Source organism: Bradyrhizobium sp. 138 (assembly GCF_023074075.1).
GTDB lineage: Bacteria > Pseudomonadota > Alphaproteobacteria > Rhizobiales > Xanthobacteraceae > Bradyrhizobium.
In genome coordinates, this window is the sequence record NZ_JADPKT010000020.1 from 164,027 (window position 1) to 179,395 (window position 15,369).

At 64.8% G+C, this 15,369-nt stretch carries 19 protein-coding genes; 8 read left to right on the forward strand and 11 right to left on the reverse strand.

Annotation, left to right across the window (positions count from 1 at the left end):
* Positions 1–24: 24 nt before the first annotated feature.
* Positions 25–1,068: a C-terminal binding protein gene (locus IVA79_RS11335; RefSeq protein ID WP_247552868.1), complete on the reverse strand. Its 1,044-nt coding sequence runs from the start codon at positions 1,066–1,068 to the stop codon at positions 25–27.
* Positions 1,069–1,321: 253 nt separating this feature from the next.
* On the opposite strand from IVA79_RS11335, the gene IVA79_RS11340 reads away from it, so the two are divergent.
* The gene (locus IVA79_RS11340; protein ID WP_247552870.1) at positions 1,322–3,007 is read left to right on the forward strand and encodes a methyl-accepting chemotaxis protein; all 1,686 of its coding nucleotides are present in this window, start codon (positions 1,322–1,324) and stop codon (positions 3,005–3,007) included.
* 162 nt (positions 3,008–3,169) lie between these two features.
* Here IVA79_RS11340 and IVA79_RS11345 read toward each other — a convergent pair whose 3' ends face one another.
* Together IVA79_RS11345 and IVA79_RS11350 are read right to left on the reverse strand one after the other, a co-directional pair.
* On the reverse strand, positions 3,170–4,147 hold the full coding sequence (locus tag IVA79_RS11345; protein WP_247552872.1) for a tripartite tricarboxylate transporter substrate binding protein: 978 nt from the start codon (positions 4,145–4,147) through the stop codon (positions 3,170–3,172).
* 220 nt (positions 4,148–4,367) lie between these two features.
* Complete coding sequence (locus IVA79_RS11350; RefSeq protein ID WP_247552874.1) at positions 4,368–5,297, reverse strand: DMT family transporter; 930 nt, start codon at positions 5,295–5,297, stop codon at positions 4,368–4,370.
* A gap of 103 nt (positions 5,298–5,400) precedes the next feature.
* Here IVA79_RS11350 and IVA79_RS11355 point away from each other — a divergent pair, with 103 nt between their 5' ends.
* Positions 5,401–5,790, forward strand: coding sequence for a DUF1330 domain-containing protein (locus tag IVA79_RS11355; RefSeq protein WP_247552876.1), 390 nt, complete (start codon positions 5,401–5,403; stop codon positions 5,788–5,790).
* Between the two features lie 18 nt (positions 5,791–5,808).
* On the opposite strand, the gene IVA79_RS11360 is transcribed toward IVA79_RS11355, so the two are convergent.
* Positions 5,809–6,414, reverse strand: coding sequence for a TetR/AcrR family transcriptional regulator (locus IVA79_RS11360; RefSeq protein WP_247552879.1), 606 nt, complete (start codon positions 6,412–6,414; stop codon positions 5,809–5,811).
* 66 nt (positions 6,415–6,480) lie between these two features.
* Here IVA79_RS11360 and IVA79_RS11365 point away from each other — a divergent pair, with 66 nt between their 5' ends.
* A complete protein-coding gene (locus tag IVA79_RS11365; RefSeq protein ID WP_247552881.1) occupies positions 6,481–6,885 on the forward strand; it encodes a hypothetical protein in 405 nt (134 codons plus the stop codon).
* Positions 6,886–6,987: 102 nt separating this feature from the next.
* Positions 6,988–7,392 carry a VOC family protein gene (locus IVA79_RS11370; RefSeq protein ID WP_247552883.1) on the forward strand — a complete coding sequence of 135 codons (405 nt, stop codon included), beginning with the start codon at positions 6,988–6,990 and terminating at the stop codon, positions 7,390–7,392.
* 69 nt (positions 7,393–7,461) lie between these two features.
* Here the strand turns inward: IVA79_RS11370 and IVA79_RS11375 are convergent, their stop codons facing one another.
* A complete protein-coding gene (locus tag IVA79_RS11375; RefSeq protein ID WP_247552885.1) occupies positions 7,462–8,394 on the reverse strand; it encodes a DMT family transporter in 933 nt (310 codons plus the stop codon).
* 421 nt (positions 8,395–8,815) lie between these two features.
* Here IVA79_RS11375 and IVA79_RS11380 point away from each other — a divergent pair, with 421 nt between their 5' ends.
* Both IVA79_RS11380 and IVA79_RS11385 read left to right on the forward strand, forming a co-directional pair.
* Entirely contained in the window at positions 8,816–10,108 is a 1,293-nt protein-coding gene (locus IVA79_RS11380; protein WP_247552887.1) for an adenylosuccinate synthase, read from the forward strand.
* 37 nt (positions 10,109–10,145) lie between these two features.
* Positions 10,146–11,744 (forward strand): hypothetical protein, encoded by a 1,599-nt coding sequence (locus IVA79_RS11385; RefSeq protein ID WP_247552889.1) that lies wholly within the window; start codon positions 10,146–10,148, stop codon positions 11,742–11,744.
* 64 nt (positions 11,745–11,808) lie between these two features.
* Here IVA79_RS11385 and IVA79_RS11390 read toward each other — a convergent pair whose 3' ends face one another.
* The 3 genes from IVA79_RS11390 to IVA79_RS11400 form a co-directional block, all read right to left on the reverse strand.
* Entirely contained in the window at positions 11,809–12,084 is a 276-nt protein-coding gene (locus tag IVA79_RS11390; RefSeq protein ID WP_247552891.1) for a hypothetical protein, read from the reverse strand.
* A 247-nt stretch (positions 12,085–12,331) separates the two neighbouring features.
* A complete protein-coding gene (locus IVA79_RS11395; protein ID WP_247552893.1) occupies positions 12,332–12,562 on the reverse strand; it encodes a hypothetical protein in 231 nt (76 codons plus the stop codon).
* 37 nt (positions 12,563–12,599) lie between these two features.
* Complete coding sequence (locus tag IVA79_RS11400) at positions 12,600–12,842, reverse strand: hypothetical protein (protein ID WP_247552895.1); 243 nt, start codon at positions 12,840–12,842, stop codon at positions 12,600–12,602.
* Positions 12,843–12,984: 142 nt separating this feature from the next.
* Between IVA79_RS11400 and IVA79_RS11405 the strand changes: the two genes are divergently transcribed.
* A complete protein-coding gene (locus IVA79_RS11405) occupies positions 12,985–13,410 on the forward strand; it encodes a DUF5413 family protein (RefSeq protein ID WP_247552897.1) in 426 nt (141 codons plus the stop codon).
* A gap of 61 nt (positions 13,411–13,471) precedes the next feature.
* Positions 13,472–14,011 (forward strand): DUF4112 domain-containing protein, encoded by a 540-nt coding sequence (locus IVA79_RS11410; protein WP_247552899.1) that lies wholly within the window; start codon positions 13,472–13,474, stop codon positions 14,009–14,011.
* A gap of 127 nt (positions 14,012–14,138) precedes the next feature.
* Here IVA79_RS11410 and IVA79_RS11415 read toward each other — a convergent pair whose 3' ends face one another.
* The 3 genes from IVA79_RS11415 to msrB all read right to left on the reverse strand — a co-directional run bounded on the left by IVA79_RS11415 (position 14,139) and on the right by msrB (position 15,339).
* Positions 14,139–14,432, reverse strand: coding sequence for a hypothetical protein (locus IVA79_RS11415; protein ID WP_194404257.1), 294 nt, complete (start codon positions 14,430–14,432; stop codon positions 14,139–14,141).
* Between the two features lie 205 nt (positions 14,433–14,637).
* Positions 14,638–14,811, reverse strand: coding sequence for a DUF3309 family protein (locus IVA79_RS11420; protein WP_247552901.1), 174 nt, complete (start codon positions 14,809–14,811; stop codon positions 14,638–14,640).
* Between the two features lie 108 nt (positions 14,812–14,919).
* Positions 14,920–15,339, reverse strand: coding sequence for a peptide-methionine (R)-S-oxide reductase MsrB (gene msrB / locus IVA79_RS11425; protein ID WP_247552904.1), 420 nt, complete (start codon positions 15,337–15,339; stop codon positions 14,920–14,922).
* Positions 15,340–15,369 lie beyond the last annotated feature (30 nt).

Genomic DNA, 15,369 nt, shown 5'->3' on the forward strand with positions numbered 1-15,369 from the left:
CGTTGGCGCCTTGGCGCCGGCCGCCTAGCTGTTCGGGCCGCGATCCATGCTGACGGGTTGCCAGCGACGGAGCGAGGTAGTCTGCAGCACCGACGGATTGACGCAGCTTACCGGCCACATGCCCTGCAGCACCAGTGACAATTCGTAGCCCACCCGGCGCTTGCGCGCTTCGTCAAACCGTGCCGAGGCCGAGGCGACATGGGCGGTCAGGGTCACGTTCTCCATGCTGAGCAGGGGATTGTTGTGCGAGGGCGGTTCCTTCTCCAGCACGTCGAGGGCGGCGTGCGCAATCCAGCCCTCCTGCAGCGCCTTGATCAGGCTCTCCTCGTCCACGGTGGCGCCGCGCCCGGTGTTGATGAAGATCGAGCCCTTCTTCATCTGCCGGAAGTGCTTCTCGGTCAGCATGTGATGGACCTCGGGCCTTGCCGGGGCATGCATGGAGACGAAGTCGGATTGCGACAGCACCTCGTTCAGCGTCGCCGGGATCACGCCGTGGTCGTACATCAGCGTTTCCTGGATGAACGGATCATAGGCCATCATGCGCAGGCCGAAGGGCGCGGCGCGTTTCGCAACTGCACGCGCGACGCGGCCGAACGAGATGAAGCCGAGCGTCTGGCCCATCAGCCTCGGGACCTTAAGCAGAGCCGGCCGGCCCTCGGCCCAGCGGCCGTCGCGCACCATGCGGTCCTGCTCGACCAGGCGGCGGAAGCCGGCGAGCAGCAGCATCATGGCGTGGTCGGCGACCTCCTCGATGAAGGTGTCGGGGATGTTGGTGACGGGAATGCCGCGCGCCGTGGCGGCCTTGACGTCGACGCTGTCGACGCCGACCGAGCCGAGCGTGATGACCTTGCAGGTCTCCAGGCTGTCGATGATGGTCTTGGTGATGGGGATGCCCTTGGCATAGATCGCGTCGGCATTCTTCGCGGCGGCAATGAACCCGGCTTCGTCAGCGGGCGCCTCGACGATCTCGGCGTCGATCGGGTCGAGCGCCTCGCGCTCATAGGAATAGTCGCTGCCCGCGACCGTGAAGCTCGCGCCCTTCGGCGTCACCACCCTGTATTTCGGCATTTTTGGCTCCCGATTTGGTTTCTTGTTGTGACCCGCCTCCGCGGGCGGGCCTTTGCGTCTTTTACGCGAAATCGATGCAGCTGCGTACAATCGCCGGTTGTTGTGATGGAGATAAATTGCCGGTTTTCGCGGCTGCGTTCGGGCTTCTACGGAGAGGTGTAAGTAACTTGCTAAGGGGTCGACCACTAAACGTTGGTTCGATTTTGATCGATCTGGTCGCGTGCCCGTATCCCATATTTGCCGGAGCCATCCCGTGAAGTTGAGCAATCTGAAGATCGCCCCCAAGCTCGGCATTCTTGTCGGCGTCACCTTGTTTGGCCTCTGCATCTCCGGTGTGCTCGCCGGCTATCTGATGAAGCGCGAGATGGTGAATGCGCGCATCGATCAGGCCAAGGCGATCGTCGAGCTGGCGCGCAACTACGCGGCCACGCTGATGAAGCGGGTCAATGCCGGTGAAATGACCAAGGACGCCGCGTTCGCCGAGTTGCGCCGCTACGGCAATGCGATGACCTATGACAAGGGTGCCGGCTATCTGTTCGGCACGTCCTACGATGGCCTCACCCAGCTTGCACCCGATCCGAAGGTGATCGGCACCAACCGAATGGACGTCGTGACCAACGGCCGCAAGCTGTCGGTGGAATTGATGGATGGCGTCAAGGCCAATGGCGAGATTTTGCTTCACTACGAGTATATGAAGCCCGGCCAGGAAACGCCGATCCGCAAGATCGGCTACGCAGTGGCGGTGCCCGGCTTCGATATGTATCTCGGCACCGGCGCTTATCTCGATGACATCGACACCAAAATGGGCCCGGTCTACTGGATGCTCGGCTTTGCCATGCTCGGCATTTTCATCGTCGCCGGCAGCGTCGCCTGGCTGATCGGCCGCGGCATCAGCCGCCCGCTGGCGCTGCTTGGCGCCCGCATGAAGGATCTCGCTGACGGCAAGCTCGAGGGCGACATTCCGGGCGTCGGCCGCGGCGACGAGGTCGGCGCAATGGCCGCCACCGTGCAGATCTTCAAGGACAACGCGGTCCGCATCCGTGACCTCGAGAAGACCGAAGCCGATGCCAAGGAACGCGTCGCGGCGGAACGTCGCAGCGCGATGGAGGACATCGCCAACGACTTCGAACGTAGCGTCAACGGCATCGTCCGCTCGGTCTCCTCGGCCGCGGCCGGCATGCAGACGACGGCGCAGTCGATGACCGCAACCGCCAGCGACGCCTCGTCGCGTGCGGCGACGGTCGGCGCGGCCTCGCAAAAGGCCTCCGGCAATGTCGGCACGGTCGCGGCGGCCGCCGAAGAGCTGTCGAGCTCGGTGGCGGAAATCTCCCGCCAGGTCACCCGTTCGACCGAAGTGGCGAGCCGCGCCGTCAGCGACGCCGAGCGCACCAACGCCACCGTGCAGGTGCTCTCGACCGGCGCCGAGAAGATCGGCGAGGTCGTCAAGCTGATCCATTCGATCGCCGCGCAGACCAACCTGCTCGCGCTCAACGCCACCATCGAGGCGGCCCGCGCCGGCGAGTCCGGCCGCGGTTTCGCCGTGGTCGCCTCCGAGGTCAAGGCGCTGGCCAACCAGACTGCCAAGGCCACTGAGGAAATCTCCGCGCAGGTCGCGGCGATGCAGACCTCGACCAGCGACGCGGTCACCGCCATCTCCGGCATCACCCAGACGATCGCCGAGATGAGCGAGATCACCGCGGGCATTTCCGCATCGATCGAGCAGCAGGGTGAGGCGACCCGCGAGATCGCCCGCAACATTCAGTCGGTCGCGGCAGGCTCGAACGAGATCAACGCCAATATCGGCAGCGTCACCTCCGCCGCGGAAGCGACCGGCAGCGCCGCCACCGACGTGCTCACCAATGCCCGCGAGCTGGACAGCCAGTCCGGCGCGCTGCGCAGCGCCGTCGATGGCTTCCTCGCCAAGGTGCGTGCGGCGTAATTTCTTGCGCTGAATTTGGGCGCTGAATTCCTGGCTCCGAACTCGTAGGGTGGGCAAAGGCGCGAAGCGTCGTGCCCACCTTTTCTTTTGTATTCGCGATGACCGATGGTGGGCACGCATCGCTTTGCCCACCCTACGAGACCTGTGCCCCGGACGCAGGCTTCACTGCTTCTCGATCTTCGCGTTGGTGATCAGCTTCTCCCACAGCACCAACTGTTCGTTGACGAACGTGCCGAGCTGCTCCGGCGTGCCGGAAAACGCGTCCATGCCGAGGGTGGCGAGCTTGGCCTTGATCTCGGGCTTCTCGACGATCTTTCGGATCTCGGCGTTGAGCCGCGTCACGATCTCCCTGGGCAGGCCAGCCGGGCCGAAATAGCCCTGCCACGACGAGATGTCGAAATCAGGCACGCCGGCCTCCTGCATCGAGGGCAGATGCGGCACCAGCGGCGAGCGCTCCTTGGTGGTGACGGCGAGCGCGCGCAGCGCGTTGCCGTTGACGTGCGGAAGCCCGGTAAGGATGTCGACGAACATCATCGAGACGCGGCCGCCCATGACGTCGTTGAGCGCCGGAGGCGAGCTCTTGTAGGGCACGTGCAGCAGGTCGAGCCCGGCATTGTGCGCAAAGGTCGCACCCGACACGATCGCGGAGGACGATCCCGAGGCGTAGCTCAGCTTGCCGGGATTGGCCTTGCCATAGGCGACCAGCTCTCCGACGGTCTTGGCCGGCACTTCCGGATTGACCACCAGCATGAAGGGCAAATCGCCCGTGCGCGCGATCGGGGTGAAGTCCTTGACCGGATCGTAAGTGAGGCTCTTGAGCAGATAGGGATTGGCCGAATGCGTGGTGTTGGTGGTCACCAGCAGCGTGTAGCCGTCGGGCGCGGCCTTCGCGACATAGGTTGCGGCCAGCATGCCGTTGGCACCCGCCTTGTTCTCGATCACGATGCCGACGCCGAGCGCCTGCGACAAATGCTGCGAGATCAGCCGTGTCGTGGTGTCGGTGCCGCTGCCGGCTGCGAACGGCAGGACCAGCGTGATGTTGCGGCTCGGATAATTGTCGGCCTGGGCAGTGGATACGGTGGCAAGACACAGTGTGGCCGTGCCGATGGCACGGAGGTTTCGAATCAGCCCTGAAATCATTTTTGGACGTTCCCTCTTTTTGGTTGGCGGGGAACCTAGCGCCTCTGCCTTGAAATCGGAAGATGGGAGTTTGTCTCGTGCCCCGGGCGCAGTACAGCGCGCCGCCCTTCGCGGCGTGATGCGCTGCTGAATCGGGGCGCATGCTGCGGCGGTCTGGGTCCCGGGTCTGCGCTTCGCTTGCTCGGGACACGAGAGGGCACGTCCGCCCCGCGGAATTACTTCACGCCGAACCCTGGCGCGAGGCGATCACGACGCCGGCGAGCACCAGCGCGTAGCCGATCAGGTGGAATGGCTGCAGCATTTCGCCGAGCAGCAGGATCGCCATCGCCGAGCCGAACACCGGCACCAGATGAAAGAACGGCGCGGCCCGGTTCGGCCCGATCAGCGCCACGCCGCGGTTGAAGAACAAATAGGCCAGCGTCGAGGGGAAGATCAGGATATAGCCCATCGTCGTCAGCGTGATCCCGTCGAAATGCAGCACGCGGCCGCTTGCCATCTCCCAGACCGCGGTCGGCAGCAGCATCGTTGCCCCGCAGCAAGTGGTGAAGGACAGGAAGGAGAGCTGGTGGATCTTCGGCCGGCGCGGGATGAACGCCGAGTAGAGCCCGAACGCCACCAGCGAGGAGGCGAACATGAGGTCGCCCCTGTTGAAGCTGATGCTCGCAAGCGCGGCGAGATCGCCGCGCAGGATGATGATCAGCACGCCGAGCAGCGAGATCGCGATACCGGCGAATTGCGCACCGGTCAGCCGCACGCCGAACAGCACCAGCGACCACAGCGCCACGAACAGGGGGCCTGCCGACTGGATCAGAAGCGCGTTCAGCGCTTCCGTATACTGCATCGCCCAGTACGAGATCGCGTTGTTGAAGGCAAAACCCACCAGCGACAGGAACAGCATCAAGGGCAGGCTCTCGCGCAAGGCCGGCCAGTCGCGCTTCAGATGCGGCCAAGCGAACGGCAACAGGATCAGGAACACGCCGAACCAGCGGATCGTGGTCACCGTCAGCGGCGGCACATGCGCACCGACATGGCGCGCGAGCACGATGTTGCCGGCCCAGAACAGCGAGCTCAGGCTGAGCAGCAGATAAGGCTGGTTGTTGAGCCAACTGGCCGGATTGGAGGCCTTTGGCGCGGGCGAAGCGATCGTCATTGGTGTTATGGGAGCTTGCGCCGGGTCGGCGTCGTGGCACAAGTCACAGCGCCGCAATGCTACAATGCAGGCAAGCCCCGAGGAGGTGCCTTTGGCGGTTAATATGTTGAACATCGAGGGGCTGGAGCAGCTCGATCCACAGGCGCCTGTGGTGATGCTGAACCTGATGCGTTTCCACGTGCGCTCGCGTGACGGCGACGGATCCGGCTGGGACGCATATTTGCGCTACAGCGCCATCACGGTGCCGATGATCAAGGCGCGCGGCGGCACCTTGCTCTGGACCGGCGAGGCCAAGGCCATCGCGCTCGGTCCCCACGCAGGCAACGAATGGGATTTCGTCGCACTGGTCTCTTATCCGACTGTCGCCGCCTTCCTCGACATGATGACGTCGGAAGCCTACGAGACAGAGGCCGACCCGCAACGCCTCAACGCCTGCGCCGAGCACGTCATCATCGCAACGAGCGAAGCGTACAGCAAATTCAAGACGAAGTAGCCCCCATACGCCGCCGACCTACTTCAACCCGTCCACGACGGCGTGACACGCCGTCTGCAACAGCCAGCAGACCTCCTCGGTCGACCGCCGCGGGCTCAACGCTGCAAAGGTCGGATAGCTCGTCAGCACGAAGATCAGGTCGACCGCATCCTGCATGGCGCGCTTGCCTGCGTGCTTGCTAACGATACGCGACAGCAGCGCGGTCAGCAGTTCCCGCCGGCGTTCGTTGCGTTCAAACAGCGAGTCGCCGAATTCAGGATCAGTCGCGATCGCCTGGTTGAGGCCGCCGATGGCGGGATCGTGCGACCAGAAAGTACAGAAGATCGCGACGACGCGGTCGAGCGCGGCGCGCGGGTCGGGCATGGCCAGCGCTTCGGCCAGGTCGAACAATCCGCCTTCGCGAGCGATTTCGTCGAACACAGCCTCCAGCAATCCGCGCCGGGATCCGAACTGGTTGTAGACGGTGAGCCGGGTGACGCCTGCTGCCTTCGCGACAACGTCGAGTGAGAAGTTAACGATGCTGGCGTCCTTGCGCAGCAATCTGGCCCCGGCTGCAATGATGCGTTCGCGCGTCTCTGCTGCCGCGAGGGCTCGCACCGGGCTGTTGTAGTTGCGCTTCGTCATGGCCTTGCCATTCCGTCATTTTGACTATACAGTATGTATATCAAATTTGGAAAGTCGGAGCTTGCCATGCAGACCGCCCTTGTGATCGCTCTGTCGCTTCATGTGTTGTCGTCCGTGTTCTGGGCCGGATCAAGCTTTACGCTGGCGCGCACCGGCGGCGCGGGTGGAGAGCACCTCGTATTTCCACAACTCGGTGCGGCGACGATCGCCATCCTGACGGGCGGCTATCTCGGGCATCTCGTTCATTCCGGCAGTTTCGGCATCACCGAACAGGTGCTTGCGGCGGGCGCCGTCTGCGCACTGATCGCGGCCGGAGTTCAGGCGGCAATCGGTCCCCGTGCGCTCGCTGCCTTGCGTCGCGGCGCCGGCAACGCGGCGGATCTACATTCGCGGATCGCCGCCGGTCAACGCACGGCGGCCGGTCTGCTAGCCATCGCAGCGCTCTGCATGGGCGCTGCGCGCTACATTTAAACGCGGTTCAGGATCGTCACAAAGGCCCGATGAGTGGCGTCTTATGAAGGTTGAGAGTTGTCAAACGACAGCGCGGCTTAGAGCCGTCATGAAAGGAAAGCGATGCCCAAGATGATTCTGGTGAACCTGCCCGTGCGTGACCTCGCTGTATCGACGGCGTTCTACGTGGCGCTGGGTGGCGCGGTGAATCCCCAATTCTCCGGCGCAAATTCCACCTCGCTCATGTTCACGGAGGCGATTGGCGTGATGCTGTTGACCCACGACCACTATCGCGAATTCACCCAACGCGAGATCGGCGACGCGCGGCGCGACAGCCAGGCCATGTTCGCTCTTACGGTCGAGGACCGCGATGCCGTCGATGCAACGCTGGTTCGCGCGGTGGCTGCGGGCGGTCGGGCCGATCCCAACCCGGCACAGGATCTCGGCTTCATGTATAACAGACACGTTGAAGATCCCGATGGCTATGTTTGGGAGATGGTATGGATGAACCCATCGGCGAGCGCCTGATCGCAGATGATTGAACAATGGGCCAAAGCTAGGGCCCATCCCGACACGGGCAACTTGATGGGCCTGAGCTTAACTCGCCTGCTTCCTCGACGCCACGAACACGCCCGACAGCACCAACGCAAAACCGATGAAGTGGAACGCCTGCGGGTGCTCGCCCAGGAAGACCATCGCCATGATTGAGCCGAACACCGGCACGACGTGGAAAAACGGCGCGGCGCGGTTGGCGCCGATCAGGCGGACGCCGCGATTGAAGCAGAGATAGGCGAGCGTCGAGGGAAACACCGCGACGTAGAACAGCGTCAAGAGGTTCGGCCCGTCGAGCTTCATGACCGGGCGGGCGGACAATTCCCAGATTTCCAGCGGAATGAGGCAGGCGGCACCGGCCCCGAAAGTGAAGGCGAGGAACGACAGGCCGTGCATCGGCGGACGCTTCAAGGTCAGCACCGAATACAGCCCGAAGATCACGAGCGCGACGATGAAGATGAGATCGCCCTTGTTGAACTCGATGTTCGACAGCGTGGTGAAGTCGCCGTGCAGCAGGATGGTCAGCACGCCGCACATCGACAGCAGCACGCCGAACGCCTGCGCCGCGGTGAGCCTGACGCCGAGAATGGCCAGCGACCACAGCGCCACGATCAGCGGCGCGGATGACTGCAGCAGCAGCGTGTTGAGTGCCTGGGTATGTTCCAGCGCCCAATATTGCAGGGTGTTGAAGGCGCCGATGCCGGTGACCGAGAGTGTGACCATCAGGCCGAGCTTGGCGCGGATCGCGGGCCAGTCCTGGGCAAGATGCTTCCAGGCGAACGGCAGCACCAGCAGGAAGGCGAAGAACCAGCGCAGGAAGGAGAGGGTGACCGGCGGGATGTGGCCGGCGGCGAGCCGTCCGACGATGGCGTTGCCGGCCCAGCACAGCGCGGTGATGCTGAGCAGCAGATAAGGCTGGTTGGCGATCCAGCTGTGACCGGACGTTTCCGCGCTCGTGGTCTGACCGGTGGCGGACATTGTGATTGGCGTGGCCCCGCATACGCCGAGGCTTCCGGCCCGGCGGCATCCGGGCCGGCTGATCGCCCGGCACTGTCCAAAGACACGGAAATCGAGGTTGCATCAACGGGGGGCGGACGCATCGCGACCATGCAGCGGCGGACAGGGCCTCTCACGCTTTGGTCGAAGTGAGCGCGCCGGCCGCGAAGGTTTCTGGATTTTCCGGGGATATCAAAGGCTTGGAGCGGCCTCGATGCCCTGAAAAAGTCCCGTTCTTGCTTGCCTAGAGAGGCTGCTTCCTTTATCCGGTTGGGCTGCCTCGCGTGCGAACGGCCTTGGGCCGGGAATTGGGCTGGGCGCAGGCATGATCCCGGAAAAGTGGGTCCCGGTTTTCTGTTCGGATCATGCCCTTACAGAGAAATCTTCGAAGGATTACCCGCGAATGGCCAATGTTGTCGTCGTCGGCGCCCAGTGGGGCGACGAAGGGAAGGGCAAGATCGTCGACTGGTTGTCGGAGCAGGCGGACATCGTCGTCCGCTTCCAGGGCGGCCATAACGCCGGCCACACGCTGGTGATCAACGGCAAGACCTACAAGCTGGCGCTCTTGCCCTCCGGCGTGCTGCGCGAGGGCAAGCTGTCGGTGATCGGCAATGGCGTGGTGTTCGACCCCGCCGCCTTCCTCGACGAGGTCAGCAAGCTCAGGGCCCTGGGCGTCGCAATCTCTCCGGAGAACCTGCGGATCGCCGAGAACGTCACGCTGATCCTGCCGCTGCACCGCGAGCTCGATGCGCACCGCGAATCCGCCAGCGCGGCGACCGCGATCGGCACCACCCGCCGCGGCATCGGCCCGGCCTATGAGGACAAGGTCGGCCGCCGCGCCATCCGCCTGATGGACCTCGCCGACCTCGACACGCTGCCGCACAAGATCGACCGGCTGTTGGCGCACCACAATGCGCTGCGCCGTGGCCTCAATCTGCCGGAGTTCGACGGCAAGGTGATCGTGAAGGAATTGAGCGCGCTGGCACCTGAGCTTTTGCCCTACGCCGAGACGGTGTGGCGACTGCTCGACATCAAGCGGCGCGAAGGCAAGCGCATGCTGTTCGAGGGCGCGCAAGGCGCGCTGCTCGACGTCGACCACGGCACCTATCCTTACGTCACCTCGTCCAATACGGTGGCGGCGCAGGCCGCGACCGGGGCCGGCCTCGGGCCGGCTGCGGTCGGCTACGTGCTCGGCCTGTGCAAGGCCTATACGACCCGCGTCGGCCAGGGCCCGTTCCCGACCGAGCAGGACAACGAGACCGGGCGCAGGATCGGCGAGCGTGGCCGCGAGTTCGGCACCAATACCGGCCGTCCGCGCCGCTGCGGCTGGTTCGACGCCGTGCTGGTCCGCCAGGCGGTCCGGACCTGCGGCATCAACGGTCTGGCGCTGACCAAGCTCGACATCCTCGACGGCTTCGACACGATCGAGGTCTGCACCGGCTACATGCTCGACGGCAAGGAGATCGACCATTTCCCGGCCGGCGAGGGCGCGCAGGCCCGGGTCGAGCCGATCTACGAGACCATCGAGGGCTGGAAGGAGCCGACCGCGAGTGCGCGGTCCTGGGCCGACCTGCCGGCCCAGGCCATCAAATATGTCCGGCGGATCGAGGAATTGGTGGGGTGCCCGGTCGCACTGCTTTCCACCAGCCCCGAACGCGAGGATACTATCCTGGTGCAAAACCCGTTTGAGGCTTAACGATATCTTACCGGGACGCGCGTATAGTTGAGTTGAAATGGCTGATTACTATCCGCTGATCGCCCGCGCTATTGCCGCCCTGGATCCCAACGCTCCCGGCGAAAGCCGTCGCGCGCTCTATGAGCGGGCGCGCACGGCCCTGATCGCGCAGCTGCGCAGCGTGCAGCCACCGCTCTCCGAATCCGAGATCACCCGCGAAAGGTTGTCGCTGGAGGAGGCCGTCCGCAAGGTCGAATCGGAGGCCGCCCAGCGTGCCCGTGAGGCCTCGCGCCCCGGTGGCGGCGGGCGCAGCGGCGGCAGCGGCGATGCCTTTCGCCGCGCCAGCACAAGAGCCACCGAAGGCAACGCGGCTGCGGCCCCGCCGCGGACGCGTCCGGCTCCGCCCCCGCCGCGGGCCGACCGTCCGTCCTTCAACGTCGATGACCCCGGCGATGCGCCGCGTCCGCCGCGCGCGCCCCGTTTCGACGCCCCCCGCCAACCGGGGCCGTCTGCCCCGCCACCGATGCCGGAGCCGCCGCCGGCCGGACGCGATCGCGCCGGTGCACGCCGTCCGCCTGATGTCGGACCGCCGCCGCCATTGCCGCCGGCACCGGGCGTGCGCGGCTTCCGCGACATCACGGCCGATGCCAATGATCTCGGCGGCGCGGCCGCGCAGGCCAGCCGCGCCGCGCGCCGCACCTATGCCAACGTGCCGTCGCCCACGCCGGAATTCGACCGGCTCGAGCCGAGCCTGGAAAACCGCGCCGGCGAGTCCGAGGCGCCCTATTCCTACGACGAGTCGATCGAGGAGGCGGAGCGCTACGCGCCGCAGCCGCCTTCGCAGCGTCCGCGCATCGCGGCCGAGCGCGGGGCCAAGAAGCGCGTCCGCACCGGCTCCGCCTTTCCGTTCAAGAGCGCGATCGCCGTCGGCATCGTGCTCATCCTGGTCGGCGCCGGCATCCTCTGGGGCAAGCCCCTGGTTCAGATCGTCAACGGCTTTCTCAAGCCGTCCGCGACGCAAGTGGCGGACACGCCGACCCCGGCGCAGCCGCAGAGCAAGCCGAAGATCCCCGATCGCGTCGGGCAGCCTTCGGCCAGCGACCAGCCGGTCGCGCCGGTGGCGCAGAAGGTCGTGCTCTATGACGAGGATCCGTCCGATCCGAAGGGCAAGCAATTTGTCGGCTCGGTGGTATGGCGGTTGGAGCCGATCAAGGCGTCGGGCAACCAGAAGGCCGACGTCGCCGTGCGCGCCGACATCGAGATCCCTGACCGCAAGTTCAAGATGACGATGTCGTTCCGCCGCAACACCGATTCCTCGCTGCCGGCGAGCCACACGGCGGAGCTGACCTTCATCCTGCCGCCGGATTTCCCGGGCGGCAGCGTCTCCAACGTCCCGGGCATCCTGATGAAGTCGAACGAGCAGGCGCGCGGCACGCCGCTCGCGGGCCTCGCGGTCAAGGTCACCGACGGCTTCTTCCTGGTCGGCCTGTCCAATGTCGACGCCGACCGCTCGCGCAACGTCCAGCTCTTGAAGGAGCGCTCGTGGTTCGACGTGCCGCTGGTCTATGCCAACCAGCGCCGCGCCATCATCGCCATCGAGAAGGGCGCCCCCGGCGAGCGCGCCTTCAACGACGCCTTCGCGCAGTGGGGCGATTGAATTCACTTCTGTCATTCCGGTTCGACGCTACGCGTCGCCCCGGAATGACAATTGGATGGCGACTTTACTGCGCCGCCGCTTCCCGCTTGCGCGATGCAGTTGCGGCACCGGCCTCGCGGTCCATCACGGCGCGGCAGCCGGGGCTGACTTGTGCCTTGTTCCGCACCATGCAGGCCCTGACCCGCGGGATGTCGGGAATCTCACTTGAGCACAGTCGCATCGCATCGCCCGTGCACATCTGCTGCGCTTCGGACGAGAAGGCGAGGCCGGGTGAGGTCTGGAGTGCGATGGCGGTGGTTGCGATGGCCAACAGCGAAGCGATTGTCTGAATGCGTATCATGCAGATGGGTCCCCGATTTCCCTGGGCTTGAGCCACTTGGTTTCTTGGGGCGCCGCACGCGACTTGATCTGCCGCATGTCACAGCCTTCACGTCGGGAACCTTGTCCCGCATGTGGTCGCTCGATTTCTTGATGTTCGAATCGAAAAGTGCTGCGCCGCCCACGCGAAGTATGCGCCATTGACGAGCGGCTGCAATGGTCAGCGCAAATGAATTCGCAATTGTTGCACGCGAGTCACGTCGCGTGGCTCACATCAGCCGATCCGAGGATGCGCTCGCTTGTTCCGCATCGCTCGTGCCGAGCGCGGCGGCGTGTTCCTCGACGGCGGTGACACCCTTGGCGGTGAGCTCGAACAGGTCGCCGTCCTTCATCACGTAACCGTCCGCGATCAGTTGCCCCATCTGGCCTTGCCGGTCGTCGGCGAAGGCAACGGATTGACTGATGTCCCGCAGGATCGAGAGCTGTTCGTCGCGCAACATGGCTTCACTCTCCGTTCGCTGGGGATGGTCGTGGCCCTCACATGCCGTGGCTCTGAAAGACCTTGCTGCACGACTTCGACAGCTTGGACCGGTTGGCTTGCAGGCAGCTCTGCACTGCGCCGTCATTGCCGAGATCCTTGCGACAGAGGCGCGATGCGTCCCGCGAGCAGGCCTGCTGTTCCTGCGGCGTGCCCATATGGCCCTGCGCCAGAGCGGGCGCGTTCGACAGGCCGGTCAGGGCCGCCAGTGTGATTGTCGCCAGAAGAAATTTGCGGGCCATCGGCGGCTCCAATGTGCAGGGACCATTTCAGGTCCTGTCTGAACTCGTCGCCCTGTCACTTGTTCCCCCAAAGGCAGCGCCGCCCCGCTATTCAAGGTTCCCGCGGCGCTGCTATAACACTGGAGAAGAGTGAGGGTGTTTGATGAAACGCTATCTGGTGTTTGCGCTGATTGGCCCGTTCCTCGGCGGGTTCCTGCTGCTGCTGACGACGACCTATCAGTCCGGCTATTGGGCCCAGACCAGTCTCGGCGAGGTCGGCAAGCTGTTCGCCGTGTTCTTCAAGACCCTGCAATACAGCTACCTGTTCGGATTCCTGCCCGCGCTGATGATCGGCGCGGTCGACGACATCCTGGTCCATATCAAGCGGGTCGGCCCGGGCTTGCGGATGCTGTTGGTCGGCCTGTTCGCCTTCGTGCTGGCCTCATTCACCTACAGCTCGCGCGGGCCGGATTCGGGCGCGGTGCAGTTCATCCTGTACGGCCTCGTCGGGTTCGTGCCGGCGGTGATTTCGTCCTGGCTCGTGCAGAGATATGTCAAGGAGCCGCAGGCGGCGACGGCACCGACCTGAGCGCGCGACTTTAGAGCGCGGCGCAGCAACCTTTCGCCGCGGCGGCGCGTTCTTGAAGGCCATGTCCATGTCCGACGATGATATCGTTGCTCCGCGCCGATCCCGTTCGGGCAGCGGCTCGCATGCGACCTCAGGCAAGGCGGCGCGCGGGCCGATCATCGACCAGGAGGGCCATGAGATCCGTCCCGAAACGCTGGAGCAGGGATTTCGCGAGTTTCGCTTCGATTTCGGGCAAGGCAATCCGTTCGGCAATCTGACGCGCGAGCAGCGGATCGCGCGGCTCGGGGCGATCGCAAAGCTGCTCGACGTCGCCTTCGTCCTGCCCGGCACCAACATCCGCTACGGCATCGACGGGCTGATCGGCCTGATCCCCGTCGTCGGCGACATCATCACGACGGCGATCTCGCTGTGGCTGGTGCGCGAGGCCCGCGCCCTGGGTGCGCCCTGGTACATTACCGCGCGCATGCTGGGCAATGTCGCGCTCGACGGCGTGGTCGGCATCGTCCCCTTCGCGGGCGACGCTTTCGACGTCATGTTCCGCGCCAACATGCGCAACGTGCGGCTACTGCAGCGCTGGCTGGAGAAGCAGCCGCGGATGTAAGGCGAGCTTTTCCTTCGCGTCTCCCTGCAAGCGGGGCGAGGGAGAAGGCAGAGCCCCCAAACGCAAAAAGCGCGCCGACCTTTCGGCCGTCGCGCTCTCTGCGCACATCGTAAGGCTCAGCGAAAACTTACGCCGCGTCGGCGTCGGTCTCGGCCGTCTGCGCCGGCTTCGGGCGACGGGGCAGCGGGAAGGCTTCGCTCTCATAGAGCGAGCGGATGCCGTTCTGATCGAAGCGCGCTTCCTCGACCTGGAGATAGGCGCCGTTCAGCGAATCCGTCGGCAACTGCTCCATCGCGAACTGCACGGCCTCGGCCGCAGTCCCGAACCGGCGATAGGTGAAGCCCGCACGCTTCTTCTTGCGGATCGCGGCGGGGAAGAGTTCGGCGGAGGTGTTGAAGTTGAACGGACGCAGTGGACGCATGGTCAAAGACCTCGTGATCTTCTCTGGGGCTTTAAGCGCGTGGGGTTTGGGAGGGCAGGGGCCGCAATCGAGCGGGCCCGCCGCACATGTCATTTTCGTCCACTAATATAGGCCGTTTTGACAAAAATGCGACCCCTGCGATGGGAGATGATGAATCCGTGCATGGCAGCCCCGCAGCGGCGATAAACCTAGCAATTTCAATTAATTAGCTGGTTTGCAGTTTGCCAAGGAGCAGCAGGACGACCAGCACCACGAGCACGACGCCGCCGATCCCAATGCCGGAATGGCCGAGACCATAGCCATAACCGCCCAAGCGGCCGGACAGGCCGCCGAGCAGGTAAACGATCACCAGGATGATCAGGATGGTCCCGAGTGACATGGCTTCCTCCCTGGCGGCAGCCCAAATGCGATGATCGGCCGCACCGCCAGGGAAGAAAAGCACATCCCGCGCCCGGGTTCCATGAGGGAACCCGAGCGCGGGCGGCGATTATTTCGGCTCGAGCTTCAGCGCCGCCGAGTTGATGCAGTAGCGCAGGCCGGTCGGCCCGGGGCCGTCGGGGAAGACGTGGCCGAGATGACCACTGCATTTGGAGCAGAGCACCTCGGTGCGGATCATGCCGTGGCTGACGTCCCGCTCCTCGTCGATATGGCTCTCGACGGCGGGCGCGGTGAAGCTTGGCCAGCCGCAGCCGGAATCGAACTTGGCATCAGACTCAAACAGCACGTTGCCGCAGCCGGCGCAGACATAGGTGCCGGCGCGCTCGTCGTGCTCATATTCGCCCGAGAAGGGACGCTCGGTCGCCTTCTCGCGCAGCACCGCGTACTGCATCGGCGACAATTCGCGCCGCCACTGCTCTTCGCTCTTGATGACCTTGTCGTCCGTGGTTTTCGTTTTGGTGTCGGGCATGGGTCTCCCGTTCTGAAGATGATCTCGCGA

Excerpts from the sequence above, each read along its gene's own strand:
- IVA79_RS11400 (WP_247552895.1), bottom strand. The coding sequence starts at position 12,842 with ATGGCCCGCAAATTTCTTCTGGCGACAATCACACTGGCGGCCCTGACC.
- IVA79_RS11380 (WP_247552887.1), top strand. The coding sequence starts at position 8,816 with ATGGCCAATGTTGTCGTCGTCGGCGCCCAGTGGGGCGACGAAGGGAAG.
- IVA79_RS11415 (WP_194404257.1), bottom strand. The coding sequence starts at position 14,432 with ATGCGTCCACTGCGTCCGTTCAACTTCAACACCTCCGCCGAACTCTTC.
- IVA79_RS11375 (WP_247552885.1), bottom strand. The coding sequence starts at position 8,394 with ATGTCCGCCACCGGTCAGACCACGAGCGCGGAAACGTCCGGTCACAGC.
- IVA79_RS11420 (WP_247552901.1), bottom strand. The coding sequence starts at position 14,811 with ATGTCACTCGGGACCATCCTGATCATCCTGGTGATCGTTTACCTGCTC.
- msrB (WP_247552904.1), bottom strand. The coding sequence starts at position 15,339 with ATGCCCGACACCAAAACGAAAACCACGGACGACAAGGTCATCAAGAGC.
- IVA79_RS11405 (WP_247552897.1), top strand. The coding sequence starts at position 12,985 with ATGAAACGCTATCTGGTGTTTGCGCTGATTGGCCCGTTCCTCGGCGGG.
- IVA79_RS11390 (WP_247552891.1), bottom strand. The coding sequence starts at position 12,084 with ATGATACGCATTCAGACAATCGCTTCGCTGTTGGCCATCGCAACCACC.
- IVA79_RS11395 (WP_247552893.1), bottom strand. The coding sequence starts at position 12,562 with ATGTTGCGCGACGAACAGCTCTCGATCCTGCGGGACATCAGTCAATCC.
- IVA79_RS11365 (WP_247552881.1), top strand. The coding sequence starts at position 6,481 with ATGCAGACCGCCCTTGTGATCGCTCTGTCGCTTCATGTGTTGTCGTCC.
- IVA79_RS11410 (WP_247552899.1), top strand. The coding sequence starts at position 13,472 with ATGTCCATGTCCGACGATGATATCGTTGCTCCGCGCCGATCCCGTTCG.
- IVA79_RS11385 (WP_247552889.1), top strand. The coding sequence starts at position 10,146 with ATGGCTGATTACTATCCGCTGATCGCCCGCGCTATTGCCGCCCTGGAT.
- IVA79_RS11335 (WP_247552868.1), bottom strand. The coding sequence starts at position 1,068 with ATGCCGAAATACAGGGTGGTGACGCCGAAGGGCGCGAGCTTCACGGTC.
- IVA79_RS11350 (WP_247552874.1), bottom strand. The coding sequence starts at position 5,297 with ATGACGATCGCTTCGCCCGCGCCAAAGGCCTCCAATCCGGCCAGTTGG.
- IVA79_RS11355 (WP_247552876.1), top strand. The coding sequence starts at position 5,401 with ATGTTGAACATCGAGGGGCTGGAGCAGCTCGATCCACAGGCGCCTGTG.
- IVA79_RS11345 (WP_247552872.1), bottom strand. The coding sequence starts at position 4,147 with ATGATTTCAGGGCTGATTCGAAACCTCCGTGCCATCGGCACGGCCACA.
- IVA79_RS11360 (WP_247552879.1), bottom strand. The coding sequence starts at position 6,414 with ATGACGAAGCGCAACTACAACAGCCCGGTGCGAGCCCTCGCGGCAGCA.
- IVA79_RS11370 (WP_247552883.1), top strand. The coding sequence starts at position 6,988 with ATGCCCAAGATGATTCTGGTGAACCTGCCCGTGCGTGACCTCGCTGTA.